23 protein-coding genes are annotated in these 23,824 nt (G+C 72.2%); 7 read left to right on the top strand and 16 right to left on the bottom strand.

All coding sequences use genetic code 11. The features are described 5' to 3' along the window. Nucleotides 1-5: 5 nt before the first annotated feature. Nucleotides 6-401: an ACT domain-containing protein gene (locus ABD256_RS04295; RefSeq protein WP_344413635.1), complete on the bottom strand. Its 396-nt coding sequence runs from the start codon at nucleotides 399-401 to the stop codon at nucleotides 6-8. Continuing rightward, a complete protein-coding gene (gene thyX, locus ABD256_RS04290) occupies nucleotides 401-1,153 on the bottom strand; it encodes an FAD-dependent thymidylate synthase (RefSeq protein ID WP_344413633.1) in 753 nt (250 codons plus the stop codon). The genes ABD256_RS04295 and thyX overlap by 1 nt, the downstream gene beginning before the upstream one ends. Before the next feature lie 143 nt (nucleotides 1,154-1,296). Here thyX and ABD256_RS04285 point away from each other — a divergent pair, with 143 nt between their 5' ends. Next, nucleotides 1,297-1,857, top strand: a complete 561-nt coding sequence (locus tag ABD256_RS04285) for a toxin-antitoxin system HicB family antitoxin (protein ID WP_344413631.1) — start codon at nucleotides 1,297-1,299, stop codon at nucleotides 1,855-1,857. A gap of 2 nt (nucleotides 1,858-1,859) precedes the next feature. Next, nucleotides 1,860-2,759, top strand: a complete 900-nt coding sequence (locus ABD256_RS04280; protein ID WP_344413629.1) for a DUF4097 family beta strand repeat-containing protein — start codon at nucleotides 1,860-1,862, stop codon at nucleotides 2,757-2,759. A gap of 93 nt (nucleotides 2,760-2,852) precedes the next feature. Here the strand turns inward: ABD256_RS04280 and ABD256_RS04275 are convergent, their stop codons facing one another. Both ABD256_RS04275 and ABD256_RS04270 read right to left on the bottom strand, forming a co-directional pair. Then, on the bottom strand, nucleotides 2,853-3,317 hold the full coding sequence (locus ABD256_RS04275) for a cold shock domain-containing protein (RefSeq protein WP_344413627.1): 465 nt from the start codon (nucleotides 3,315-3,317) through the stop codon (nucleotides 2,853-2,855). 95 nt (nucleotides 3,318-3,412) lie between these two features. Further along, complete coding sequence (locus tag ABD256_RS04270) at nucleotides 3,413-6,091, bottom strand: DEAD/DEAH box helicase (protein ID WP_344413625.1); 2,679 nt, start codon at nucleotides 6,089-6,091, stop codon at nucleotides 3,413-3,415. Nucleotides 6,092-6,192: 101 nt separating this feature from the next. Here ABD256_RS04270 and ABD256_RS04265 point away from each other — a divergent pair, with 101 nt between their 5' ends. The 3 genes from ABD256_RS04265 to ABD256_RS04255 all read left to right on the top strand — a co-directional run bounded on the left by ABD256_RS04265 (nucleotide 6,193) and on the right by ABD256_RS04255 (nucleotide 11,099). Next, nucleotides 6,193-9,027: a helix-turn-helix transcriptional regulator gene (locus ABD256_RS04265; RefSeq protein WP_344413623.1), complete on the top strand. Its 2,835-nt coding sequence runs from the start codon at nucleotides 6,193-6,195 to the stop codon at nucleotides 9,025-9,027. Between the two features lie 123 nt (nucleotides 9,028-9,150). Further along, the gene (locus ABD256_RS04260; RefSeq protein WP_344413621.1) at nucleotides 9,151-9,711 is read left to right on the top strand and encodes an NADPH-dependent FMN reductase; all 561 of its coding nucleotides are present in this window, start codon (nucleotides 9,151-9,153) and stop codon (nucleotides 9,709-9,711) included. Then, on the top strand, nucleotides 9,708-11,099 hold the full coding sequence (locus ABD256_RS04255) for an MFS transporter (protein ID WP_344413619.1): 1,392 nt from the start codon (nucleotides 9,708-9,710) through the stop codon (nucleotides 11,097-11,099). The genes ABD256_RS04260 and ABD256_RS04255 overlap by 4 nt, the downstream gene beginning before the upstream one ends. On the opposite strand, the gene ABD256_RS04250 is transcribed toward ABD256_RS04255, so the two are convergent. Next, the gene (locus tag ABD256_RS04250; protein ID WP_344413617.1) at nucleotides 11,050-12,258 is read right to left on the bottom strand and encodes a winged helix-turn-helix domain-containing protein; all 1,209 of its coding nucleotides are present in this window, start codon (nucleotides 12,256-12,258) and stop codon (nucleotides 11,050-11,052) included. The two genes, ABD256_RS04255 and ABD256_RS04250, sit on opposite strands and share 50 nt — an antisense overlap. 2 nt (nucleotides 12,259-12,260) lie before the next feature. Next, complete coding sequence (locus ABD256_RS04245; protein WP_344413615.1) at nucleotides 12,261-13,193, bottom strand: EamA family transporter; 933 nt, start codon at nucleotides 13,191-13,193, stop codon at nucleotides 12,261-12,263. Between the two features lie 91 nt (nucleotides 13,194-13,284). Between ABD256_RS04245 and ABD256_RS04240 the strand changes: the two genes are divergently transcribed. Then, on the top strand, nucleotides 13,285-13,845 hold the full coding sequence (locus ABD256_RS04240; protein WP_344413613.1) for a GNAT family N-acetyltransferase: 561 nt from the start codon (nucleotides 13,285-13,287) through the stop codon (nucleotides 13,843-13,845). 4 nt (nucleotides 13,846-13,849) lie between these two features. On the opposite strand, the gene ABD256_RS04235 is transcribed toward ABD256_RS04240, so the two are convergent. Continuing rightward, nucleotides 13,850-14,347 carry a GtrA family protein gene (locus ABD256_RS04235; RefSeq protein ID WP_344413611.1) on the bottom strand — a complete coding sequence of 166 codons (498 nt, stop codon included), beginning with the start codon at nucleotides 14,345-14,347 and terminating at the stop codon, nucleotides 13,850-13,852. A 143-nt stretch (nucleotides 14,348-14,490) separates the two neighbouring features. Here ABD256_RS04235 and ABD256_RS04230 point away from each other — a divergent pair, with 143 nt between their 5' ends. Continuing rightward, on the top strand, nucleotides 14,491-15,024 hold the full coding sequence (locus ABD256_RS04230) for a hypothetical protein (protein ID WP_344413609.1): 534 nt from the start codon (nucleotides 14,491-14,493) through the stop codon (nucleotides 15,022-15,024). 157 nt (nucleotides 15,025-15,181) lie between these two features. On the opposite strand, the gene ABD256_RS04225 is transcribed toward ABD256_RS04230, so the two are convergent. From ABD256_RS04225 to truB, 9 genes are all read right to left on the bottom strand, one after another. Continuing rightward, nucleotides 15,182-15,625: a tetratricopeptide repeat protein gene (locus ABD256_RS04225; RefSeq protein ID WP_344413607.1), complete on the bottom strand. Its 444-nt coding sequence runs from the start codon at nucleotides 15,623-15,625 to the stop codon at nucleotides 15,182-15,184. Next, a complete protein-coding gene (dapB, locus tag ABD256_RS04220; protein WP_344413605.1) occupies nucleotides 15,622-16,398 on the bottom strand; it encodes a 4-hydroxy-tetrahydrodipicolinate reductase in 777 nt (258 codons plus the stop codon). The genes ABD256_RS04225 and dapB overlap by 4 nt, the downstream gene beginning before the upstream one ends. Continuing rightward, nucleotides 16,395-17,771 (bottom strand): M16 family metallopeptidase, encoded by a 1,377-nt coding sequence (locus ABD256_RS04215; RefSeq protein ID WP_344413603.1) that lies wholly within the window; start codon nucleotides 17,769-17,771, stop codon nucleotides 16,395-16,397. The genes dapB and ABD256_RS04215 overlap by 4 nt, the downstream gene beginning before the upstream one ends. A gap of 94 nt (nucleotides 17,772-17,865) precedes the next feature. Continuing rightward, nucleotides 17,866-20,127: a polyribonucleotide nucleotidyltransferase gene (locus ABD256_RS04210; RefSeq protein ID WP_344413601.1), complete on the bottom strand. Its 2,262-nt coding sequence runs from the start codon at nucleotides 20,125-20,127 to the stop codon at nucleotides 17,866-17,868. A 227-nt stretch (nucleotides 20,128-20,354) separates the two neighbouring features. After that, nucleotides 20,355-20,660, bottom strand: coding sequence for a 30S ribosomal protein S15 (gene rpsO / locus ABD256_RS04205; RefSeq protein ID WP_425546374.1), 306 nt, complete (start codon nucleotides 20,658-20,660; stop codon nucleotides 20,355-20,357). A gap of 102 nt (nucleotides 20,661-20,762) precedes the next feature. Then, nucleotides 20,763-21,260, bottom strand: a complete 498-nt coding sequence (gene thpR / locus ABD256_RS04200; protein WP_344413595.1) for an RNA 2',3'-cyclic phosphodiesterase — start codon at nucleotides 21,258-21,260, stop codon at nucleotides 20,763-20,765. A gap of 41 nt (nucleotides 21,261-21,301) precedes the next feature. Next, nucleotides 21,302-21,802, bottom strand: coding sequence for a helix-turn-helix transcriptional regulator (locus ABD256_RS04195; RefSeq protein WP_344413593.1), 501 nt, complete (start codon nucleotides 21,800-21,802; stop codon nucleotides 21,302-21,304). Between the two features lie 119 nt (nucleotides 21,803-21,921). Further along, nucleotides 21,922-22,884: a bifunctional riboflavin kinase/FAD synthetase gene (locus tag ABD256_RS04190; protein WP_344413591.1), complete on the bottom strand. Its 963-nt coding sequence runs from the start codon at nucleotides 22,882-22,884 to the stop codon at nucleotides 21,922-21,924. Nucleotides 22,885-22,893: 9 nt separating this feature from the next. After that, nucleotides 22,894-23,808, bottom strand: coding sequence for a tRNA pseudouridine(55) synthase TruB (gene truB / locus ABD256_RS04185; protein ID WP_344413589.1), 915 nt, complete (start codon nucleotides 23,806-23,808; stop codon nucleotides 22,894-22,896). Nucleotides 23,809-23,824 lie beyond the last annotated feature (16 nt).

Genomic DNA, 23,824 nt, shown 5'->3' with positions numbered 1-23,824 from the left:
TTCCGCTACGGGGCGTCCACCTCGTGGCCGGACTCCCGGAGTGCGGCGACCGCGCGGTCGAGGTCGTCCGCCTTCACCAGTATGTGGTCGGTGTCGAAAGTGGACAGTGAGAACAACGCGACACCGGCCGCGGCGAGTTCGCTCGACAACGCGGCGATGATGCCGGTCAAGGTGAACTCGAGCGGCCCGCGCACGGTGAGCAGGCGCCAGCCCGCTTCCGCGTCGGCGGTCTCCGGCGCCAGGTCCGCGGGGCAGACCACGGACAACTCGGTGGGCGTCCTGGTCAGCGAGACGAGCGAGGCGCCGGAGCCGGAGAGCAGGTCGGCGGGGAACGGCGCGTCCGGTGCCAGCCGCGCGACCGCGTACTCCCCCGGCTGGACGTCGATGCCGAGGCGCCGCATCAGCCTTCGAGCACCTTCGGGCTCGACGCGACCTCGGTGCCGTCGGGCAGCGTCGAGATGGTGAAGTCGGCGAACACGTTGCCCGCCACCTTCTGGAGCTGGCGCAGGCACTCCACGGCGAGCGCGCGGATCTCCACGTCGGCGTGCTCGGTGGCGCGCATGGCGACGAAGTGCCGCCACGCACGGTAGTTGCCCGTGACGACGATGCGGGTCTCGGTCGCGTTCGGGAGCACCGCGCGCGCGGCCTGACGGGCCTGCTTGCGGCGCAGGGTGGCGCTCGGCGCGTCGGCGAACTTGTCTTCGAGCCCGGCGAGCAGGTCGGTGTAGGCGTCGACGCTCGCCTGCGCCGCGGCGAGGAACTTCTCGTGCAGCTCGGGGTCGTTCGCGATGACCTCCGGCTCGACGAAGGCCGCGTTGCGCTCGGGCACGTACCGCTGCGAAAGCTGCGAGTAGGAGAAGTGCCGGTGCCGGATCAGCTCGTGGGTCAGCGACCGGGAGATCCCGGTGATGTAGAACGTGGCGGACCCGTGTTCCAGCACGGAAAGGTGCCCGACCTCGATGATGTGGTCGATGTACCCGGCGTTCGTCGCGGTCCTCGGATTGGGCTTCTTCCACGACTGGTAGCACGCCCTGCCCGCGAACTCGGCGAGCGCCTCACCCCCGTCGGCGTCCGTGGACCACGGCACGTCCTCTGGTGGGAAGAACTCCGTCTTCGCGATCAACTGGACCTTCGGCGACACCGTTTCGGCCACGTCCGCACTCCATTCTCCCCGTGCCCTGCTTCGACACCAGGCAGCGTAACCGGCGGCGAAGCCGCCCCCGCACGCGACAGGCGCACCGCGGGCGACACCATTATCTCCTTGACCGACACCACGAATGGTGTCATGGTGGTGTCATGGATCTGACGCCGTATCTCACCACTCTCCGTGAAGACCTCACGACGACGGCATCCGCGGGCGACGACCAGACCCGCCGCGCCGCCGCGGTGCTCTCCGCCGCACTCGAACCGGCCGCGAGGCTGACCCTCATGAACGCGCTCGCCGATCTCGCCGCCGAGGTCACCGCGAGCCTGCCCGGCCACGTCGTCGAGGTGCGGCTCGACGGGCGGGACGTGCGGGTGGTGGTCACCGGCACGGGTTCGCACGACAGCGGCACCGGCGGTCCCGGCGGCGGGCAGGACGAACCCGAACGCCCCGAACCGCCGCGGTCGATGCCGATCGACGGCGGCGACATCAGCCGGATGACACTGCGCATGGTCGAGCAGATCAAGGGCCAGGCCGAACAGGCGGCCGCGGCGCAGGGCGTCTCGCTCAACACGTTCATCTCGCAGGCCGTGCAGGGCGCGCTCCACGGCGCGACCCGCCACGGCGGCACCGGCGGTGGCGAGCACGGGCAGGGCGGGCCGCCGCGCGACAAGCGGTCCGACTCCCATCTGCACGGCTGGGTGGAGGGCTGATCATGAGCGAGAGCGTCGAAACCCCCGTCCGCAGCGACACCTTCACCGTCGACGGCACGCTCGAACTCGACCTGACCGTGCTGCTGGGCAAGGTCGAGGTCGAACTCACCGAAACCACCGAAGCCTGGGTGGAGGTGCGCCACGACCCCGGCGCACAGGAGGTGTGGGCCGAGAACGTCACGAACGTGCTCAACTGGGTCAGCGAGCGGTTCGGCGGCCAGTTCGGCTCCGACTTCCGCGGCAGCCCGGCGGAGGCGGTCAACGCCACCAAGATCGAGAAGACCGGCAACCGGATCACCGTGCGCGCGCCGAAGACCCTGCCGCTGCGCAACATCCCGCTCGCGGTCACCGTGCACGCGCCGTCGGGCTCGCAGCTCGAGATCCGCGCCGGTTCGGCCGACGTGACCGTGACCGGCACCGCGGGGCGCGCCGGGATCTCCACCGGGTCCGGTGAAGTGCGGCTCGACCGCACCGACGGCACCGCGAACGTGCGCACCGGCTCCGGCGCGATCCGGCTCGGCCCCGCGATATCGGGCCTTCAGGTGCGCACCGGCAGTGGCGACGTGGAAGCCGCGTCGCTGTCCGGCTCGGCGACGGTGACCACCGGCACCGGCGACATCTGGTTCGGCGAGGTGTCCGGCGAGGTGATGGCGCGCAGCGGCAGCGGCGACCTGTCCGTCGCCGAGGCGGCGGGCGGCTCGCTGGAACTGATCACCGGCTCCGGCGAGGTCCGGATCGGGATCAGGACCGGTGTGCACGCCGAGATCGACCTGTCGTCCACCTCGGGCAAGGTGTCGAGCGAGCTCGACGTCGAAACCGAGGCACCGTCGGACGGCGTCGCGTTGCGGTTACGCGCGCGCACCGGCTCCGGGAACGCGGTCCTGACCCGCGCCGGGCAGTGAACGGTCCGGAGTAGACCATCCGCCAGGGGGAAAGTGAACTGCCGGTGCTCGCCGATCGGCGAGCACCGGCAGTTCAGCCGTAGTACGGCGAAATCAGTCGCCTTCCACCCAGCCGTGCGACGCGGCGATCTCGCGGAAGCGGCGGCGCACCGCCAGGATCTGTTCCCCGGTGAGCGAAGGCGCGGCGGCGAGCAGCGCCTCGGTCAGCTCACCGGACAGTTCCGCGCTGGAAAGGACGTCGCACATCCCGTCGTCCGCGGGATCCTCCGTGCCCGCGGCCGGTGTCGGCGCGGCAACCGGATGCGAGGCCCTCGGGGTAGCCGGGACGCCCGGTTCGCCCAGGATCTGGACGTGGGACGCCTTCAGGCCCCGCTGCCCGTCCTCGACGACGAACTCCACGAGCGCGCCGGGCGTCACGAACCGTTTGTCGAACTCGAGATCGTTGACGTGCATGAACACGTCCTCACCCCCGGTATCGGGGGAAACAAAGCCATATCCGCGGAACTCGTCGAACCGCACAACCCGCCCAGTGACCGCCACAGCTCTTTTCCCATCCATCGACCCAACCCGCCACCACCAGCAACAGCAGCTCTTTCCCGGCGAAGATACCTCGCCCGGCGCGACGAGCACAATCCTCGTTTTCGAAATCGCGTTTACCGGGCGTTCCCCGGCGCGAGCGCGGAATAGCGCGCCAGCCAGCCGGTGGCGCGGTGGTCGCCGCGCCAGGTGAACAGCGCGGCACCCGGTTCGCCGAGCTCCCCGGCAGGCAGCGCCACCCGCACGCCGCCCTTCGGCACCGCGTCGCGCCGGTACCGCTTGCCGAGCCAGGTGCCGAGCACGCTGCCCTCCGGGCCCGACGCCGTCACCACCCCGCCGTCGTGCCCGATCTCCGCGGCGCTGGCGCGCTCGCGCAGCAGCGCGGGGTAGGACTGCTCGTCGAGCACCGTGCCGCGCGGCCGGACGCCGACCGTCCAATCCGGACTCGTCAGGCCGCGTTCGGTTGCCGCGGCGAAGAGTTCGGGCACGAGGTCCTCGGCGTGCGGCGGGGTGGCGAGCTGCTCGCACATCCACAGCAGCCTGCCGGCGCCCCGCCGGGGGCGGCACCTTCGCCAGCGCACCCGCCTGCCCAGATCGGCGGCCACGATCGCACCCCACGGGTGCACCGTGCCGAGCAGGCCCTGGCAGCCGAGCCAGTGCAGGTACCTCGGCGCCTCCTCCAACGCCGGATAGAGCGCCACATAAGGGATTCCGTCGATCACGCGCGCGCCGCGGCGGAACGCGTCCGGATTCGAGGCCACCAGCCGCAGTGCCATCCTGGCGAGATCGCCGCGCTGGTAGTCGCCACCGCCGGGCCGCAACGCCCGCGCCACAACGGGTTTCAGCTCCTCGCTGATCGCGGTGCCCGCCAGTTTCGGGACCACAGTGGACACCAGATCGATCAGCGCCGCTTCCGCCGCCTCCGGCCCGTCCGGCAGTTCGGTGTCGGCGAGCGCGAGGCGGATCTCGTGGCCGACCGTCGCGGAGACCATCAGGCGCGCGGTGAGCAGCCCCAGTTCGGTCGCCACCACCCGGTCGGCGTCATCGGATGCCGCGGCGAGGAACCCGGCCTCGGTGAGGAAGTCGATCGCCCGGCGCAGCGGCGCGAGGCTCCGGCTCCCCTGGTGGCACGCGAACGTGCCCACCCACCACCGCTCCGCCTCGGCGAGCGAGGAGATGCGGCCCTGCACTGCCTCGGCGAGCACGTGGTCGGCGAGGCTGGACTCGATCTGCGAGCGCACGGTGTGCCCCGCCACCAGTTTGGCCTGCCACGCGGCGCGTTCGTTCTCGGTGACGATGAGGAACGCCCAGCCCTCGCGCTCCCCCGCGCCGATCCGCCCGGCGCGGCCGAACATCTGCTGCACGGTGGCGACGTCGATCGGGTTCAGCCCCACCTCGGTGTCCTGGATGACCACCGCGCGGGCGGGCAGGTTCACCCCGGCCGCGACCGTGGAGGTGGCCACCAGCACGTCCAGCTCGCGCGCCCGGAAGTCCACTTCGGACTGTCGCTTGTGCTCCCAGCCCTTGTAGTGCAGCCCGACCCGCGCCGACCGGCACACCTCGTGCAGCCGGTCGAGATCGTCGGGGTGCACGCCGTCGGTCGCCGCCCCGAGCGCGGCGGCGATGATCAGCGCGGTGCGCCGCACGTTCCGCTTGCTGCCGCAGAAGACGAGCACGCTGCCGCCGTCGCGGGTGACCGTCCTGGTGATCGAACTCGCCAGCCGGATCCTGGCCGTTTCGACCAGGCCCCAGTCTCGGTGCGCGGCGATGGTCGGCAGCTGCCAGGTGAGCTTGGTCGGCCGCCACGCCACGCGAAGCAGTTTCGCGCCGAGCCATGCGGCGACCTGGTCCGCGTTGGACACCGTCGCCGACAGCCCGACGATGCGCATCCGCGCGTCCTCGCCGCGCATCCTGGCGAGCAGCGCTTCGAGCACCGGGCCGCGCGCCGGGTCGCCGAGCAGGTGGATCTCGTCGACGATGAGGCAGCCGACCTCGGTCAGCGCCTCCCGCAATGAGGAGGCGCGGCAGATCGCCTCGAACTTCTCCGTGGTGGCCACCCACAAATCCGCCTCGCGGACCCGTTGAATGTCCACACTGTACTCACCGGAAAGGCGTTCGACGCGCAGTCCCTGCTCTCGCCACTGGTCCAGTTCGCGGTTCAGCTCGTCGGTCAGCGAACGCTGCGGCACCAGCCAGGCGGCCTTGCGCCCCTGCGCCAGCACGGCCTTCAGCGCCGCGGTCATGCCCATCACCGTCTTGCCCGCGCCGGTGGGCGCGACGATCACCAGGTGGTCGTCGTGCGCCAGCACTTCGGGGACCGTGACGGCCTGCGCCGGGTTCAGCTCCGGGTAGGGCAGGAACCGCAGCCAGTCCGGCGGCAGCACGTCCGCGGCGGGCACCGGTGACACGCCTTCCGGCGGCACGTGCGCCTGCCACAACGCGTCGAACGCGTCGCGGGCGGCTTCGGCTCCGCTGCCGGTGACCCGGGGGAACTGCCGCGGTACCGACTTCCCGAGATGGCACTCCGCGGTGTCGACGGTGAGCCTGGCGGGCGACGAGCCGCGGACGGTCTCGTCTTCCAGCAGGTACCGGACCCGGCGCACGGCGGCGCCGTCGACGCCGTTGGCCAGCAGCTTTTCCCCGAGCACGGTGAACCGCTCGTCGTCGGGGAGCAGCACGCGCACGTCGTCGCCCGGCGCGAATCCGGGCAGGTCCGCGTCCGGATCGGTGATCTTCGCCCACAGCACGCCCGTGGCCTCGCCACCGGCCGCGGGGGTCGGGGCGGGGGAAGGCATCGCGTCACGGTAGCCCACGAAGGGGTGACACCCGTTGATGCCGGGCGCGTGTCGGCGCGAGTCCTAGGATGGACCGCTGAACCGGGGAAGGGGGAAAGCTCGTGAGCGCGCAGGGGGCGAGCCCGGTCCTGGTCGGCCGCGAGCGGGAAACCGCGCGGTTGGCCGACGCGCTGGCGCGCTGTGCCCGCGGGGAGTACGCGACCGTGCTGGTCGGCGGGGAAGCCGGGATCGGGAAGTCCAGGCTCGTCGCGGAGTTCACCGGCGCGGCCGACGCGCGGGTGCTCCTCGGCGGCTGCGTCGACCTCGGCGGCGCGGACCTGCCGTTCGTCCCGTTCGTCGCCGCGTTGCGCGGTCTCATCGCCGATCCGGACTTCGGCGAAGCCGTCCCCGCGAAGGTGCGCGCGGATCTCGGGCCCCTGCTCCCCGCCGAAACAGCGGGCGAGCCACGGGGCACCGGCGACGACGCGCGCGCCCGCCTCTTCGAAGGCACGCTCACCGTTCTCGCGCGCCTTGCCGCCGGCCGTCCGCTCGTGCTCGTCGTCGAGGACGCGCACTGGGCCGACCGGTCCAGCCGCGACCTGCTGCAGTTCCTGGTCCGCAACCAGCGCGCGATCCCCGGCTCGCTCCTGGTGGTCACCCACCGGTCCGACGAGCTGGGACGGGCGCATCCGCTGCGGTCGCTGCTCGCCGAGCTGGGCCGTGTCCCGTGGGTCGAGCGGATCGACCTCGCCAGGCTGTCCCGCCGGGAGGTCGTGCACCAGGTCCGCGCGATCCTCGACGCGGAGCCCGCACCCGAACTCGTCGGCGCGGTGCACGAACGCAGCGAAGGCAACCCGCTGTTCGTCGAAGCGGTTCTCGAAGCGGGCGACGGTCCCCTGCCGCCCTCACTCGACGACCTGTTGCTCGCCCGCGTCGACCGGCTCACGGCGCACACCCCCGGCGCGGCGCCGATCGTGCGCGCGGCCAGCGCCGCCGTCGGCAGGGTCGACCACGAGTTGCTCGTGACCGTCGCCGGATCGGCCCCGGGCGAAGCGGTTTCGGCGGCCGTCGACGCGGGCGTGCTCGTCGTCGACGGCGACGGCTACGCCTTCCGGCACGCGCTCATCAGGGACGCGGTGTACCGGACCCTGCTGCCCGGTGAGCGGATCGCGCTGCACGCGCGGTACGCCGACGCGATCAGGGCCGGCGCCTCCGGCGGGCACTGGACCGAGGAACTCGCCCACCACCTCTACGCGGCGCGGAAACCCGGCGAAGCGCTGCACGCCGCGTGGGAGGCGGCGAACGTCGCACGCCGCTCCCTCGCCTACGCCGAGCAGTTGCGCCTGCTGTCCCGCGTGCTCGAACTGTGGGACCGGGTGCCCGACGCCGCGGATCGCGTCGGCGCCGGGCGGTTCACCGTGCTCGAACGGGCGACGGAGGCGGCGAACCGCGCCGGTGACCCCGAGGAAGGCGACCTGCTCGCGACCGCCGCGCTCGCCGAACTCGACCCCGGTACCGATCGCGTCCGCACCGCGCTGCTGCTGGAGCTCCGCGGCCGGATGCGCGGCCAGCTCGGCAGGCCCGATGCGCTCGGGGACCGGCGGCGGGCCGTCGAGATAGTGCCCGACGGGCATCCCGCGCGCGGATTCCTGCTCAACGCGCTCGCCGCCGCGCTGATGGAGGTGCCGCTGGAGGACGAAGCGCGTCAGTACGCCCAGCGGGGGCTCGCGGCCGCGCACGAGGCCGGCGACGATCCCTCGGAGGCGTCCGCGCTAGTCACGCTCGCCGTGCTCGACGCGAGGGACGGCGATCTGGACGCCCAGCTCCCCCGGCTGGCCAGGGCACGCGCGATCGCGGAAAACGTCGACGCACCAAGGGAACGGCTGCGGGCGCTGCACAGCGAATCGACCCTGCTGCACGCGTACGGGCGGCTCGGCGAAGCGGTGTCGGTGGCCAGATCCGGCCTCGTCATCGCCCGGGACGCCGGGCTCGCGCGGTCCTACGGCGCGGCGCACGCCGTCGACCTGATCACCGCGCTCATCTCGGCCGGCCGCTGGGACGAGGCGCTCGAATCCGGCGACCACGCGCTCGAACTCGCGCCACCGGCCGGATTCAGCGCGCAGGTGCTGTGCCTCAAGGGTTTCGTCGCACTGCGCCGGGGTGACCGCCGGCTGCCGGACGGGGTACTGGCGCGCGTGCACGCACTGCCCGGCACCGAAATCCGGTTCCCGCCGGACCCGTTGCTGGTGCCCCGCCTCGAAATCGAGCTCCGGCTCGCCCAGGACCGCGCGGACGCGGCGGCGGCCGTGCTGGACCGCGCGCTCACCGGGTTCGGCGCGGCCGCGTCCCGGTTCGCCTGGCCGTTGCTGGTCGCCGGTTCCCGCGTCGCGCACGCACTCGGCGCCGACGACCTGCGGTCACGGCTGCGCGCGCAGGCGGAGACGCTGCGGGCGGCGGGCCCGGTGCAGGAGGCACACGCGCGGTCGTTCGCGGCTGAGATCACCCGCGAGGACGTCACCGCGTGGGAATCGGCCACCGAAGCGTGGCGCGAGCTCGGACAGCCTTGGGAGCGCGCGGAAACCGCGATGGGCGCGGCCGAAGCGGCGATCGCTGCCGGAGAGCGCACACGGGCGGCAGCGCACCTCGGCCAGGTGGCCGCCCTGACCGCCGCACTCGGTGCGACACCGCTGCGCGAGCGCGCCACCGACCTCGCCCGTCGCGCGCGGATCACGCCGGGCGAACGCGCGCCCCGCACCGGATCGCACGGGCTGACGCCGCGCGAGCTGGAGATCCTGCACCTCGTCGCCGACGGGCTCGGCAACGCCGACATCGGCGAGCGCCTGTTCATCTCCGCGAAGACGGCGAGCGTGCACGTGTCCAACATCCTCGGCAAGCTCGCCGTCGCGAACCGGGTGGAGGCCGCCGCGCAGGCACGCCGTCTCGGGCTGCTCACCTGAGCCCTTAGCCGCGGCTCCGGATGGCGGGATAGGGCGCGCGCCCCATGCGCGGGCCCCCGCCTTAGCGAAACCGTCGATCACGGACGGGCCGGATCCACCGGCCCCGCGCGGATCGAGATCTGCATGACCATGACCATCCTGGGGCTGCCGGGGAGCCTGCGGCGGGGTTCCTTCAACCGCCGCCTGCTCACCGCGGCCGCCCGTGAACTCCCCGCCGACGGCGTGCGCCTGACCGTGTGGGACGAACTCCGCCTGGTGCCGCCGTTCGACGAGGACGCCGAAGACGGCCCCGCCCCGGCCGCCGTCGCCGGGCTGCGCGCCGCGATCGACGCCGCCGGCGGCCTGCTGATCGCCAGCCCCGAATACAACGGGTCGGTGCCAGGTCAGCTCAAGAACGCGCTGGACTGGGCGTCGCGCCCGCACGGGGAAGCCTCGCTCACCGGGAAGCCCGCGGTGGTCGTCGGCGCGAGCCCGGGCGCGGGCGGCGCGGCGGGCGCGCAGGAGCAGCTCGCGCGCGTGCTCTCCGCCGCGGGCGCCACCGTCGTCGGCGGGCCGCTCCCGGTGCCGCACGCGTTCCGCCAGTTCGACGAGGACGACCGGCTGCTCGACCACGACCTGCGGGCCGCACTCGCCGCGCTGCTCGACCGGCTGGCGCGGCACGTGCGGACGGGGGCGGCGGTTTGACCGCCCCCGCGGCACCGGAACGGACGCGCTGGGGTGCGGTGGTCGCCGCCTCTCTCGGCGTGGTGCTCGCCGGGCTCGACATGACGATCGTCGCGGTGGTGCTGCCGGTGCTCGGCGACGATCTCGGCGCCGGTTCGTCGGCAACGCAGTGGGTGCTGCTCGGCTACTCGCTTCCGCTGGTCGCGCTGAGCGTGCCCGCGGGCCGCTGGCTCGACCGCGCCGATCCGAGGACCGCGTTCGCGTTCGCCGTCGGCGGGTTCGGCGTGGCCAGCGCGCTGATCGCGCTCGCGCCCGGTTTCGCGTTCGTCGTGGCCGCGCGGGTGCTGCAGGGCCTCTTCGGCGCGCTCGTCGGCGTGACGGTGCTGCCGATCGTGGGCCGCTCGGTCCGCCAGGAGCACCGGGCGCGGGCGATGGCGGTGGTGCTGACGCTGATCCCGCTGAGCGGTGTCGCGGGCCCGGCGCTGGGCGGGCTGCTCACCGAAGCCTTCGGCTGGCGTTCGGTCTTCCTGGTGAACATCCCGGTGGCGGCGCTCGCCGTCGGATGCGGGATGCGCGCCATCGCGCGGGAGGGGCCGGGTCTGCCGAAGCCCGAGCGCGGGATGCTGACCGAGACGCTCGTGCTCGGCACGGCGTCGGCGGCGCTGTTCCTCGCGCTGGACCTCTTCGGCCGTCGAGGGAGCGTCGTGCCGCCGCTGCTGCTGGTGGCGGCCGCGGGCGTGGGCACGGCGGTGTGGGCGGCCCTGCGCCCGTCCCGTCCGGTCATCGCGCTCGTGCGGCGGCCTGGCATGTCCCGCGCGCTGCTCGCGCTGACGCTGGCCACGGCCGCGGTCGGCGCGGTGAACTTCCTGGTGCCCTACTTCCTCGCCGCCACGGCGCACGCGACGCCGGGCGAGATCGGCGCGGCGCTGCTGTGCCTGTCCGCCGCGATGGCCGTCACCTCGCCCGTCGCGGGCGTGGTCGCCGACCGGACGGGCAGCGCGCGGGTCGCGTTCGCGGGCGCGGTGGTGTTCGCGGGCGGGACGGCGTCGCTGCTGTTCACCGGCGAGCAGAGCACGCCCGGCGCGCTCGCGTGGCGGCTGGCGCTGCTCGGGATCGGGCAGGGCCTGTTCGCCGGGCCGAACGCGGCCGTGCTGCTGGACCTCACTCCGGCAGGCCGGTTCGGGGCGTCCAGCGGAGTGAGCGCGCTCGCGAGGAACATCGGGTTCTCCGTCGGCCCGGCGCTCGGCGCGCTCACCTGGGCCGCCGCGGGCGATCCCGGCGCGGGCTTCCGCGCCGGGGCGATCGCGCTGCTCGTGGTGGCCGCGCTCTCCGCCGCCGCGTCCCTGCCCCGGCGCGCGCTCAGAGCGCCTGGGACAGCGCGGGAGCGAGATCCCCGCGCCCGCCGGTGACCACGCCGTCGAGCTCCAGCCAGTCGGCCATGTGCCGGAGCTCGGCGGCGAGCTCGCCCGCCACGCGCTTCCTGTCGGTGCCGGGTTCGCTGAACGCGCCCTGCGCGCGCAGCACCCCGGCCGCGCGGTCCGCCTTGAGGTCGACCCTGCCGACGAGTTCGCCGTCGAGCAGGAACGGGTACACGTAGTAACCGTACTCCCGCTTGGGTTCCGGCACGTAGATCTCGATGCGGTAGCGGAAGCCGAAGAGCCGCTCGGTGCGCGCCCGTTCCCAGATCAGCGGGTCGAAGGGGCACAGCAGCGCCCGGCCGGTGACCGACCGCGGCGTGCGGGCGGCGGCGTGCCGGTAGGCCGTGCCGCGCCAGCCCTCGACGGCGACGGGTTCGAGGACGCCGTCGCCGACCAGTTCGCCGATGGCCTGCCTGGTGATCTCCGGCCCGAGCCGGTAGTAGTCCCGCAGATCGGTCTCGGTGGCGACGCCCAGCGCGGTCGCCGAGTTCTCGACCAGCCTGCGCGCACCCTCCTCTTTGGACACCGCGCGGCCGTGGATCTCCGGCGGGACCACCCGCTCGGTGAGGTCGTAGAGGCGTTCGAAGGAACGGCGGGTGCCGGTGGTCAGCGTGCCCATGCCGAACAGCCACTCGCACACCTTCTTCACCTCCGAGCGCTCCCACCAGGACCCCGGCATCCGCTTCGACGAACCCGCGACCTCGCGCTCGATCCCGCCCGCGCCGATCGGGCCCAGTTCCTCGACCACGGCGAGGATGTCGTCGACCAGCCCCGGCGACGCGTCCACCAGCGGCCGGTAGTTCCGCCACCAGCCCGGCCGCTTGGCACCGGAGTGCAGCAGCGGCCAGTCCTCCACCGGGATCAGGCTCGCCTCGTGCGCCCAGTACTCCACCAGCATCCGGGGCCGCTTGGCCGAATGCGCCCACGCCGCGTCGTCCACCAGCGCCGGGTCGTACGCCCCGAGCCTGGCGAACAGCGGCGCGTAGTGCGCGCGCACCGCGACGTTCACCGAGTCGAGCTGGATCAGCCGCACGCGCGAAAGCACCTTCCGCAGGTGCCGCCGCGTCGGCTCGCCCGCCGGACGTGGATCCGAGAAACCCTGCGCGGCCAGCGCCGTGCGCCGCGCGGCCGCCACACTCATCGTCTGCATGATCACCTCATCGTGCCAGCACCCACCGACATTTTCGGTTCGGCCGTCCGTTCCGCGCGGACCACCACCGCCACCGCCGCGAGCACGAGCAGCGCGCCGGCGAGCTGTGCCGCGCCGAACCGTTCGCCCGCGAACAGCACGCCGAGCACCACCGCGATGACGGGGTTCACGTACGCGTAGGTGGCCACAGTGGACAGCGGGAGCTCGGCGAGCACGAAAACGTAGGCGCTGTACGCGATCAGCGAGCCCGCGACGATCAGGTACGCGAGCGCGAGCCACGACGCGGTGCTCACCTCGTCGAGCACCAGCCGCTGCCCGCTCGCGAGCCCGGTGGCCGACAGGGCGGCCCCGGCGGCGGTCAGTTCGATACCCGCGGTGGTGAACGGGTTCGGCGGCATCTTCAGCCGGGTGCTGGCGACCGTGCCCAGTGCCCAGCTGAACGCGGCGACCAGCACCAGCGGCGGCGCCCACCAGGCGGTGCCGTGCGCCCCGCCGGCCTGCCCGCCCAGCAGCAGGAGCGCGGCGAGCCCGGCCAGTCCGAGCGCGACGCCCACCGCGGTCACCTTCGGCGGCCGGTCGCCGAGCAGCCGCCGCAGCGCGAGCACGTACAGCGGCACGACGGCGACGAGCAGGGCCGCGATCCCCGAGGACACCTTGGTCTCCGCGATGGTCAGCAGGCCCTGCCCGCCACCCGCCATGAGGAGCCCGAGGACCACCGCGGCACCGGCCTGCCGCCCGGTGACCCGGAACGCGCCACGACCCGCCGCCACCGCCACCGCCGCGAGCAGCACCGGGCCAGCGGCACCGAACCGGATCCCGGCGCCGAGCAGGGGCGGAACGGTGCCCACCAGCGAGCGGATGGCCAGGTACGTCGACCCCCATACGACGTACACGACACCGAGCGCGGTCCAGGCGAGCCAAGGTCGAGTCCTCACGAAGCCCACCGTGGCACAACCGGCTAAATAATTACAGTGGTTATTTTCGGGGCGGCCTCCCGCGGCCGGGCCGATGCGTTAGGTTGCCGTGGTGAGCACCGCGAACGTCCGCCCCGCCACCGTCGGCGACGCCCCCGAGATCGCCAGGATCCAGCGCGACACCTGGCGGACCGCCTACGCCGATCTGCTCGGCGAGCACGGGCTGGCCGAGCTGGACGCGACGGACCCGACGCTGCAGTGGACCGGCGCGATCGAGCACCCGGAGACGAGGGTCTTCGTGGCCGTCGAAGGCGAGTTCACGGTCGGCTTCAGCGTGTCGGGCCCCGCGCCGGAGGCGGACGCGGCGAACGCGGCGGGCGAGCTGCCCGAAGACGCCGGGCACCTCGCGATGATCGCGTCCGTGCTCGTCGAACCGCGCTGGGGCAGGCGCGGGCACGGCGGCCGCCTGCTCGCCACGGCCGCGCGCGCGTTGGCCGAACTCGGCGCCGAACGGGGCATCGCGTGGGTGGCGCAGGCCGACTCGGCGTCGCTGGGGCTCTACCGCCGCGCGGGCTGGAAGCCGGACGGCACCGTGCGCACGCTCGACACCGGCGAGCGGACGGTGCGCGAAATCCGCGTGACCGGCCCGCTCGACCTCGAACTGACGGAGTAGCCGCTCAGTCTTCCTGGCGGTCGGTGAACACGACCCAGCGCATCACCGAGTACATGAACACGCCCTCGCAGGCGCCCGCGATGATGCGGGACAGGTGGTACTCCACACCGAGCGCGGTGAGCCCGCTGCCGACGCCGAGGATGAACGCGGCGTAGTTGATGCCGACCGCGATCGCGTACTTCACCATCTGGCCGCCGACCGGGGCGTGGGAACGGAAGTTCATCGCCCGGTTCAGCACGAAGCTCAGCCCGAACGCGCACAGGTAGGCCACCGTGATGGCGATCGGCACCGGCCAGCCGAGCCCGCCGTGGAGCGCGGTGAGCAGGGCGAGGTCGACGGCGAAGGTAAAGCCGTTGATGACCGCGAAGCCGAGGAAGCTGGGCGCGACCCAGCGGCTCAGCCCGAACGGCAGCACGCGGACCACGGCCGCGCAGAGCGCCGAGAACCGGTCGGGAAGGGACTCGCGATGCCGTGCGGTTGCCCCGGCCTGCTCCTGCGCCACCTCACGAGAATCGCAGCCGCAGATGACGGCGAGCCGTCCGAGAGGTGATCTTCTGGTGCGTTCCGCCGCTCGAAGACGGGTGCCAACCCCACCGATTCCCCGGTGGTGGACTGCTAGCGTGGGAAATTCGGAGGGAGACGAGCATGCTGGGTTGGCTGTGCGTGACGCTCGGTGTCGCGTTCAGCTCCGCGCTGATCCCGGTGGTCAGCGTCGAGGTCTTCGTGCTCGGGCTCGCCGCCGCCCAGCCCACGTTGCACTGGTTCGCACTCGGCCTGGTGGTCGCGGTCGGCCAGCTCGCCGGGAAGTCGATCTTCTACCTGGCGGCACGGGGATCGATCAAGCTGCCCAAGAAGCTGCACGACAAACTGCACGCCAGGCTGCACCGCGAACGCCCGCCGTCCGCGCGCCGCGAACGCTGGCACGCCAGGACGGAATGGCTGCGCACCAAGCTCGACGCGCTGCGCGACCGGTGCCACCGCCACCCGCACTGGATGACCGGCACCTACGGCGTGAGCTCGATCGTCGGCCTGCCGCCGTTCATGGCGACCACGGTGCTCGCCGGCCTGGTCAGGATGCCGCTGTCCACGTTCCTCGCGGCGGGGCTGGCGGGCCGGATGATCCGGTTCAGCGCGCTGGCCGCGGCCCCGGCCGTCTTCTCGGGCTGGCTGCACTTCTGACCCGCGGGGCGTCCAGGTCCCTGGAGGTCGCAGTGCTGATGTGTGCGCGTCGATTCCGGTGAGCTGGGTGGCCGAAGTGCGGAGCCACCCGGGAGCCGCCCGGGGCTTGGTCCCTGAAGGGCACCTTCAGGGCATCCAACGCCGGGGTTCGCGGCACTCACACGGCCTTGGCCAGTTCGACGGCGCGGCGCATGGTGTCGCGGGCCCGTTTGCGGTCACCGGCGACGTCGTAGGCGTATGCCAGGCGGTACCAGTAGCGCCAGTCGTCGGGATGCGCTTCGAGCTCGGCCTTGCGGTCCTCGAACCACGCGTCGGCCGCCTTGCGGTCCACCCGGCCCGACGGCATGCGCGGCAGGTCTTCGACGTTGGGCAGCCCGCCCTCGGCTTCGAGACTGCGCGCGAGCCGCTGGATCTTGGAGCCGGAGCGCCAGGTCGCCACGATCATCCACGCACCGAGCACCGGCAGCACCATGACCCCGACGCCCAGCAGGACTCCCGAGGTCTCGCCGCTGCGGAACAACGCGATCGCCCGGTCCGCGAGCATTACGATGTAGAGCACCAACGCGGCGGTCAGCACCAGCGCGAGATTGCGGGCCCTCACAGTTCGATCACGTTCTCCAGGCCGATCGTCAGCCCGGGGCGCTTCGGTACGGTGCGGACGCCGAGCAGCACACCCGGCATGAACGACGCGCGGTCCATCGAGTCGTGGCGGATCGTCAGCGTCTCACCGTCGGCGCCGAACAGGATCTCCTCGTGCGCGACGAGACCGGGCAGCCGCACCGAATGCACCGGCACGCCGTCGATCGCGGCGCCGCGAGCACCGTCCAGTTCGGACGTCGTCGCGTCGGGGCCGGGCTTGAGACCCGCCGCCGACCTGGCCTCGCCGATGAGCTTCGCGGTGTGCGCCGCGGTGCCGGATGGCGCGTCGGCCTTGCGGTTGTGGTGCAGCTCGATGATCTCCGCCGACTCGTAGAACCGGGCGGCCTGCTGGGCGAACCGCATCGCGAGCACCGCGCCGAGCGCGAAGTTCGGCGCGATCAGCACGCCCAGTTCGGGTTTCGCGGCAAGCCACCCGCGCAGGGTCTGCAGCCGTGCCGAGGTGAACCCGGTGGTGCCGACCACCGCGTGGATACCGCGGTCCACGGCGAACCGGAGGTTGTCCATCACCACGTCGGGATGGGTGAAGTCGATGACCACCTCGGCACCGGCGTCGGCGATCTCGAACACCGAATCCCCGGCGTCGACCATCGCGACGACCTCGAGATCGCGGCTGGCTTCCACGGCCTTGACGGCCTGCGCGCCCATCCGGCCCCTGGCACCGAGCACGCCGACCCGGAGGGGTTTCCCCTCGCCGCGCTGAAGGTCTTCGGTCACGCGATCACCTCGTGCAGTTCGTCGGGCAGGTCGTCGTCGTGAGCGTACGGGCCGACCACGGCCGCGGCGGACACGGCCACCCCCGCTCCCCCGCGGGGCCTGCGCAGCAGCGCCTTCGCGAGATCGGCCACCTCGTCCGGGGTCACCGCGTCGATCCTGGCCACCGTGTCGTCGACGCCGTGGTAGTCGCCGTAGTTGAGCTCCTGCTTGCCGATGCGGGACATCCTGGACGCGCTGTCCTCCAGTCCCAGCACCAGCCCGCCGCGGAGCTGTCCCTTCGCCCGCGCGACTTCGGCGTCGGAGAGGCCGTCACGGGCGACGTCGGCGAGCACGTCGGTCAGCACACCGGTGACCTCGCCGAGCCGGTCCGGCTGGCATCCCGCGTACACCGAAAGGTGACCGACGTCGGCGTAGCTCGCGACCGACGAATACACCTGGTACGCCAGCCCGCGGCGTTCACGGACCTCCTGGAACAGCCGGGAACTCATCCCGCCGCCGAGCGCCGCGTTGAGCACGCTCAGCGTGTAGCGCCTGGGGTCGTGCCGCGACAGCGCGCGCATCCCGAGCATGACGTGCGCCTGCTCGGTGTCGTCGGTGTGCAGCACCAGCTTGCCGTCGCCGGTCAGCCTCGCCTTACCGGCGCGCGGCGGCACCGGGGTGTCCACACCGGACAGCCGCGCGCCGAGTGCCTTGCGCACCAGGCGAAGCACCTGTGCGTGTTCGACGTTCCCGGCGACCGCGAGCACCATCCTCGGCTGGGTGTACCTGGTGCGGTAGAAGCGGCGCAGCGCTGTCGCGGCCATGCCCTCGATGGAGGCTTCGGTGCCCAGCACCGGGCGGCCGAGCGGATGCGTGCCCATCACCGCGCCGACGAAGTTCTCGTGCAGCAGGTCCTCCGGGTCGTCGTCGCGCATCGCGATCTCTTCGAGCACCACCCTGCGCTCGGTGTCCACATCGGACGGATCGCACCGCGCGTCGAACACGACGTCGGTCACCAGGTCGACGGCGAGGGGGAGATCGGCGTCGAGCACCTGCGCGTAGTAGCAGGTGTGCTCCTTGGAGGTGAACGCGTTGAACTCACCGCCGACCGCGTCGATCTCCTCGGCGATCTGCGTCGCGCCCCGCTTGGCGGTGCCCTTGAACAGGAGGTGCTCGAGGTAGTGCGCGGCACCGGCGACGGCAGGCTGCTCGTCACGCGAACCGACACCGACCCACAGCCCCACGGTGGCCGACCTCGACGCGGGCACGTGCTCGGTGACCACGCGGAGCCCGCCTGCCAGCACGGTCCGCTTCACCACCGCGCCGTCCGAAGTGGACTCAAGGGTGCGGGTGCTGCCGACGGGCTGTTCGTGCCCGGAAACCTGACGCGCCATGGGGTCCTAACTCATGTACCGACCGAGAAGGCCCCCCGCGCGGCGAAACACGCGCGCACGGGAGGCCTTCGCGGAACTGCTGTCCTGTTCGGACTTACTTGGCTTCGGCCTTCTCGGCGTCATCGGCCTTCGGGGCGTCGCCCTCGGCGGGCTTCGCGTCCTCGTCCACGACGATCAGGCTGATCTTGCCGCGGTTGTCGATGTCGGCGATCTCCACGCGCAGCTTGTCGCCGACGTTCACCACGTCCTCGACCTTGCCGATGCGCTTGCCGTTGCCCAGCTTGGAGATGTGCACCAGGCCGTCCTTGCCCGGCAGCAGCGAGACGAACGCGCCGAACGCGGCCGTCTTCACCACGGTGCCGAGGAAGCGCTCGCCGACCTTGGGCAGCTGCGGGTTGGCGATGGCGTTGATCTTGTCGATCGCCGCCTCCGCCGACGGGCCGTCCGCCGCGCCGACGTAGATCGTGCCGTCGTCCTCGATCGAGATGTCGGCGCCGGTCTCCTCGGTGATCGAGTTGATCATCTTGCCCTTCGGCCCGATGACCTCACCGATCTTGTCGACCGGGATCTTCACGCTGGTCACGCGGGGGGCGAACGGGCTCATCTCGTCGGGGCCGTCGATCGCCTCGGCGATCACCTCGAGGATGGTGTGCCTGGCGTCCTTCGCCTGGTTCAGCGCGGCGGCGAGCACCTCGGACGGGATGCCGTCGAGCTTGGTGTCCAGCTGCAGCGCGGTGATGATGTCCTTGGTGCCTGCGACCTTGAAGTCCATGTCGCCCATGGCGTCCTCGGCACCGAGGATGTCGGTCAGCGCCACGTACTCGGTCTTGCCGTCGACCTCGTCCGAGATCAGGCCCATCGCGATGCCCGCGACCGGCGCCTTCAGCGGCACACCCGCGTTGTACAGGCCCATCGTGGACGCGCAGACCGAGCCCATCGAGGTGGAGCCGTTCGAGCCGAGCGCCTCGGAGACCTGGCGGATCGCGTACGGGAACTCGTCCCGCTTCGGCAGCACCGGCACCAGCGCGCGCTCGGCCAGCATGCCGTGGCCGATCTCGCGCCGCTTCGGCGAACCGACGCGGCCGGTCTCGCCGGTGGAGAACGGCGGGAAGTTGTAGTGGTGCAGGTACCGCTTCGTCGTCTCCGGGGACAGCGAGTCGATCTGCTGCTCCATGCGCAGCATGTTCAGCGTGGTGACGCCCAGGATCTGCGTCTCGCCGCGCTCGAACAGCGCCGAGCCGTGCGCACGCGGGATGACCGCGACCTCGGCCGAGAGCTGGCGGATGTCGGTCAGGCCGCGGCCGTCCATGCGGATCTTGTCCGTGAGGACGCGCTTGCGCATGATCTTCTTCGACAGCGACTTGAACGCCGCGCCGATCTCCTTGTCACGGCCTTCGAAGGCTTCGCCCTCACCGACGCCGACCTTGGCCAGCACGGCGGCCTTGACCTCGTCGACGGCGCCGTCGCGGTCCTGCTTGCCCGCGATCTGCAGCGCCTTGGCGAGGTCGTCGGTCGCGACGGCGGCGACGGCGTCGTAGGCGTCCTGCTGGTACGCCAGGTAGACGGGGAAGTCACCGGTCGGCTTCGCGGAGACCTCGGCGAGCTTCTGCTGCGCCTCGCACAGCGCGCGGATGAACGGCTTCGCGGCCTCGAGGCCCTCGGCGACGGACTGCTCGTTCGGCGCCTTGGTGCCGGCCGCGATCAGGTCCAGGGTGTGCTCGGTGCCCTCGGCCTCGACCATCATGATCGCGACGTCGTTCGCGCCCTCGCCGACGATCCGGCCCGCGACGACCATGTTGAAGGTCGCCTTCTCGAGCTGGCTCCAGGTCGGGAACGCGACCCACTGGTCCTCGATCAGCGCGACGCGCACGCCGCCGATCGGACCGGAGAACGGCAGGCCCGCGATCTGCGTCGACGCCGAGGCGGCGTTGATCGCGAGCACGTCGTACGGGTCGTCGGGGTTGAGGCTCTGCACGGTGATGACGACCTGGATCTCGTTGCGGAGACCGTCGGTGAACGACGGGCGCAGCGGGCGGTCGATCAGGCGGCAGGTGAGGATCGCGTCGGTGGAGGGGCGGCCCTCGCGGCGGAAGAACGCGCCGGGGATGCGGCCCGCGGCGTACATGCGCTCTTCGACGTCCACGGTCAGCGGGAAGAAGTCGAAGTGCTCCTTCGGGTGCTTCGACGCCGTGGTCGCCGACAGCAGCATGGTCTCTTCGTCCAGGTACGCGACGACGGCGCCGGCGGCCTGCTTGGCCAGCCTGCCGGTCTCGAAGCGGACGGTACGGGTGCCGAACCGGCCGTTGTCGAGAACGGCTTCGGTTTCGTGCACGGTGACTCCGGTGGAGTCGGTCATAGGGTGTTTCTCCTCTTTTTCTCTGCGGTCGCGCCGGGGTGCCAGCCCTTGGCGCCCCGCGCCCGAGAGTGAGGCCGGTCTTCGATCGAAGCCCCCGGGACCTCTCCCGGGAACCACTACCGAGGACCGGCGAACGTGTTCTCGTGGCGCGACGCGCGACCCTTCGTTTTCGGTCTTCTTTGTACCGAGGGGGAGCGACCTGACCGGTCACTCCCCCTCGAAACGTGCTATCGGCGCAGGCCCAGGCGCTGGATCAGCGACCGGTAGCGCTCGATGTCCACCTTGGCCACGTAGTTCAGCAGCCTGCGGCGGCGGCCGACCAGCAACAGCAGGCCGCGACGCGAGTGGTGGTCGTGCTTGTGGGTCTTGAGGTGCTCGGTGAGGCCGGTGATCCGCTTGGTCAGCAGCGCGACCTGCGCCTCGGGCGATCCGGTGTCCGAGTCGTGCACGCCGTACTCGGTGAGGATCGACTTCTTCTCGTCAGTGGACAGCGCCACGCTTACTCTCCTGTGTTCTGGTGATCGCGACCGCATGCGGCCGCGCCACCGGTGGGTGCCGTGCGGCCCGGACGGTGTCGCCCGCCGGGTGAGACGGTCACGGCCGCCACGGACTGCAGCCGGACCCGGTTCGCAAGGTTACCAGCCGACTACCGGACCACCGCGCCCGGCGGTCAGGGGGAACCGCTCGACCTCGGTGTACACCGGCCCGCCCTGGCCGGGGTCGCTGCGCAGGAGCACCACCTCGGACACGGTCCAGGACGCGCTCTCGTAACGCTGGAGCCGCCGAGTCCATTCCGGGTCGACCCTGGTCTCCGCCCTGGCCACGGTCAGGTGCGGCACGTAGTCGCGCTCCGACCCGCCGGCCAAAGCGGCGAGCAGGTCGAGATCGCCTTCGCCGAGGTCCTCGACGCCGAGCCACAGCACCCTGCCGAAGGTCCCCGACCCGGCGAGCCGGACCGTCGGCCTGCGGCACTGCGCGAACACCGTGCGCAGCGTCTCCGCCCTGCCCTCCGGGTCGCGCAGCGCGCCGTAGTAGGACAGCGTGATGTGCCACTGGTCCGGCGGGGACCACCGCAGGCCCTGCTGGAGCGCACCGTACTCGGGGTACACCGCCAGCTCCGCCCGCAGCGGCACGGTGACGTCGAAGGGCGGCAGCAGCGCCGTGAAGTACGTGCTCAGGGCTTACCGCGCCCGGCACGGCGGAGCAGGTCCGCGATCGCGGGGAAGTCGTCTTCGAGCCGCTTGGCCGCCTCGGTGAGGTCCTCGTTCTCGGCGACCTCGCGCAGCGCGATCAGGATCGCGCCGTCCTCGGTCGAGCCGGGCGACGGCGACTCCGCGGAGACCGGGAAGTTGTCCCTGCCCACCGTCGGGCGCGCGTCGCGGACGTCCTCGAGCGCGGCGAGCAGCGCCTCACGGCGCCCCGAGGCGACGTCGGCGGTGAGGCACTTCCGCTCCAGCATGATCATCCTGGCCAGCACCACCGGGTTGCCGATCTTGGCCCGCCGCCCGCTCATCACCTGGCTCAGCATCGGGGCGCTGATGCCGAGCACCTCGGCCAGGAACGCCTGCGACACGTCGAACGCGACCACCAGCCTGCGTACCCGGTCCCCGAGTGGCTCGCCGTACCACTCCCGTTGCAGCTCGATGTTCCGCTGCACGATCTTGTGGTCCTCCACAGCTCCCGCTCCCCTACCAGCTTCGGCGACCTCGTCCGGAAAGGCATCTTGCCAGGTGGCGCGCCCCGGCGTGCACGATTCGGGCAGGCCCGCACCCGATGCACCCGACCGGACGGCGCTCAGGCCAGTACCTGCCGCGTCCGCACGACGTCGTCGTCCATCTGCTTCACCAGCTCCTCCGACGAGGAGAACTTCACCATGCCCCGCAGCCGCTCGACGAAGTCGACCGCGACGTGCTGGCCGTAGAAGTCCTCGTCGACGTCGAGCACGAACGCCTCGACGCGCCGCTCGCGACCGGAGAACGTCGGGTTCGTGCCCACCGACACCGCGGCCTTCAGCGGCCGGTCCGGTGCGCTGGCGCGGGTGAACCAGGCCGCGTAGATCCCGTCGGCAGGCACCGCCGCGTACCGCGGGCTCGACAGGTTCGCCGTCGGGTAGCCGAGGTCGTGGCCGCGCCCGTCGCCGCGCACCACGATCCCTTCGAGCCGGTGCGGCCTGCCGAGCGCTTCGGCGGCGGCGACCATGTCACCCGCGTCGATGCACGAGCGCACGTAGGTCGAGGAGAAGGTGACCTCGCCGGTCTCGGCTGGCTGGTCCGGCTGCAGCGTGCCGCCCTGGAGCTCGGCGCCGTGCGCGACGAACCCGAACCGCTTGCCGAGCGTGCGCAATAGCGCGACGTCACCCGCCGCCTTCGCGCCGAAGGTGAAGTTCTCCCCCACGATCACCGCGGCCGCGTGCAGCTTGTCCACCAGCATCTCGTGCACGAACTCGTGCGCGGGCAGCCGCGAGAGCTCCGGGGTGAACGGCAGCACCGCGAACACGTCGACGCCGAGGCTCTCCACCAGCTCCGCCTTGCGGCGCAACGTGGTCAGCTGCGCCGGGTGGCTGCCCGGGCGGACCACTTCGGACGGATGCGGGTCGAAGGTCAGCACCACGCTGGGCAGCCCGCGCTCCTTGGCCACCTCGACCGTTCTGCGGATCAGGGCCTGGTGCCCGCGGTGCACACCGTCGAAGACACCGATGGTGACCACGCACCGACCCCACCCACCGGGGAGATCCGACAACCCTCGCCAACGCTGCACAGGAACACCTTAGGCCGGGCTGAGCACGACCACCGAGCGGGCCACGCCACCCTCGTCGACGGCGAGCGCCAGCACCCGGCCGTCCGGGGCGAACACCCCGTAGGTGCCGTCGATCCCGGCCGAGGGCACCTTCTGTCCATATTGGACCGCCTTGGCGAGCCCGGTGCCGACGTCGCGGCGCGGGAACGCCTTCGCCACCGCCGCGTCGAGCGAAAAGGACAGTTCCGGTTTCTCTTCGAGCTGCTCCAGCGTGCGCGCGGCGGCGAGCGCGAACGGGCCGACGGTGGTGCGCCGCAACGCGCCGAGGTGACCGCCGGCGCCGAGCCCGGCGCCGAGATCCCGTGCCAGCGCGCGCACGTAGGTGCCCGACGAGCAGTCCACCACCGCGTCGAGCTCGATCCTGCCCTCCTCGCGGCGGAGCACCAGGAGGTCGAACCGGTACACCGTGACCGGACGGGGCGGCAGGTCGAGCTGCTCGCCGGCGCGGACGCGGGCGTAGGCGCGCTTGCCGTCGACCTTCACCGCGCTGACCGCGCTGGGCACCTGCTGGATGTCCCCGGTCAGCGTCGCGATCCCGGCGGCGACGGCCTCGTCGGTCACCGCGGCGACCTCCTCGGCGGAGGCTTCGGTGAGCTGCTCGCCTTCGGCGTCGTCGGTGGTGGTCGAGGAGCCGAGGACGATCGTCGCGAGGTAGGTCTTGCGGTCCAGCGCCAGGTGCCCGAGCAGCTTGGTGGCCCGTTCGATGCCAAGCACGAGCACGCCGGTCGCCATCGGGTCGAGCGTGCCGGCGTGGCCGACCTTGCGGGTGCCCATGATGCGGCGGACGCGCGCGACGACGTCGTGGGAGGTCATCCCCGGCGGCTTGTCGACGACCAGCAGTCCGGGGGGTGGCGGGGGACGGCGGGGACCTTGCGGGCGGGACACGGGCGAACCCTATCCG

The organism is Amycolatopsis minnesotensis (genome assembly GCF_039529815.1).
In the GTDB taxonomy this organism is placed as follows: domain Bacteria; phylum Actinomycetota; class Actinomycetes; order Mycobacteriales; family Pseudonocardiaceae; genus Amycolatopsis; species Amycolatopsis minnesotensis.
The sequence above is the reverse complement of the archived record's forward strand: the minus strand, read 5'-3'. Positions and strand labels throughout refer to the sequence as shown.

Coding starts and splice junctions, on each gene's coding strand:
- ABD256_RS04295 (WP_344413635.1), bottom strand. CDS start 401: ATGCGGCGCCTCGGCATCGACGTCCAGCCGGGGGAGTACGCGGTCGCG.
- ABD256_RS04285 (WP_344413631.1), top strand. CDS start 1,297: ATGGATCTGACGCCGTATCTCACCACTCTCCGTGAAGACCTCACGACG.
- ABD256_RS04280 (WP_344413629.1), top strand. CDS start 1,860: ATGAGCGAGAGCGTCGAAACCCCCGTCCGCAGCGACACCTTCACCGTC.
- ABD256_RS04275 (WP_344413627.1), bottom strand. CDS start 3,317: ATGGATGGGAAAAGAGCTGTGGCGGTCACTGGGCGGGTTGTGCGGTTC.
- ABD256_RS04270 (WP_344413625.1), bottom strand. CDS start 6,091: ATGCCTTCCCCCGCCCCGACCCCCGCGGCCGGTGGCGAGGCCACGGGC.
- ABD256_RS04260 (WP_344413621.1), top strand. CDS start 9,151: ATGACCATGACCATCCTGGGGCTGCCGGGGAGCCTGCGGCGGGGTTCC.
- ABD256_RS04250 (WP_344413617.1), bottom strand. CDS start 12,258: ATGCAGACGATGAGTGTGGCGGCCGCGCGGCGCACGGCGCTGGCCGCG.
- ABD256_RS04230 (WP_344413609.1), top strand. CDS start 14,491: ATGCTGGGTTGGCTGTGCGTGACGCTCGGTGTCGCGTTCAGCTCCGCG.
- ABD256_RS04215 (WP_344413603.1), bottom strand. CDS start 17,771: ATGGCGCGTCAGGTTTCCGGGCACGAACAGCCCGTCGGCAGCACCCGC.
- ABD256_RS04210 (WP_344413601.1), bottom strand. CDS start 20,127: ATGACCGACTCCACCGGAGTCACCGTGCACGAAACCGAAGCCGTTCTC.
- rpsO (WP_425546374.1), bottom strand. CDS start 20,660: ATGCGGTCGCGATCACCAGAACACAGGAGAGTAAGCGTGGCGCTGTCC.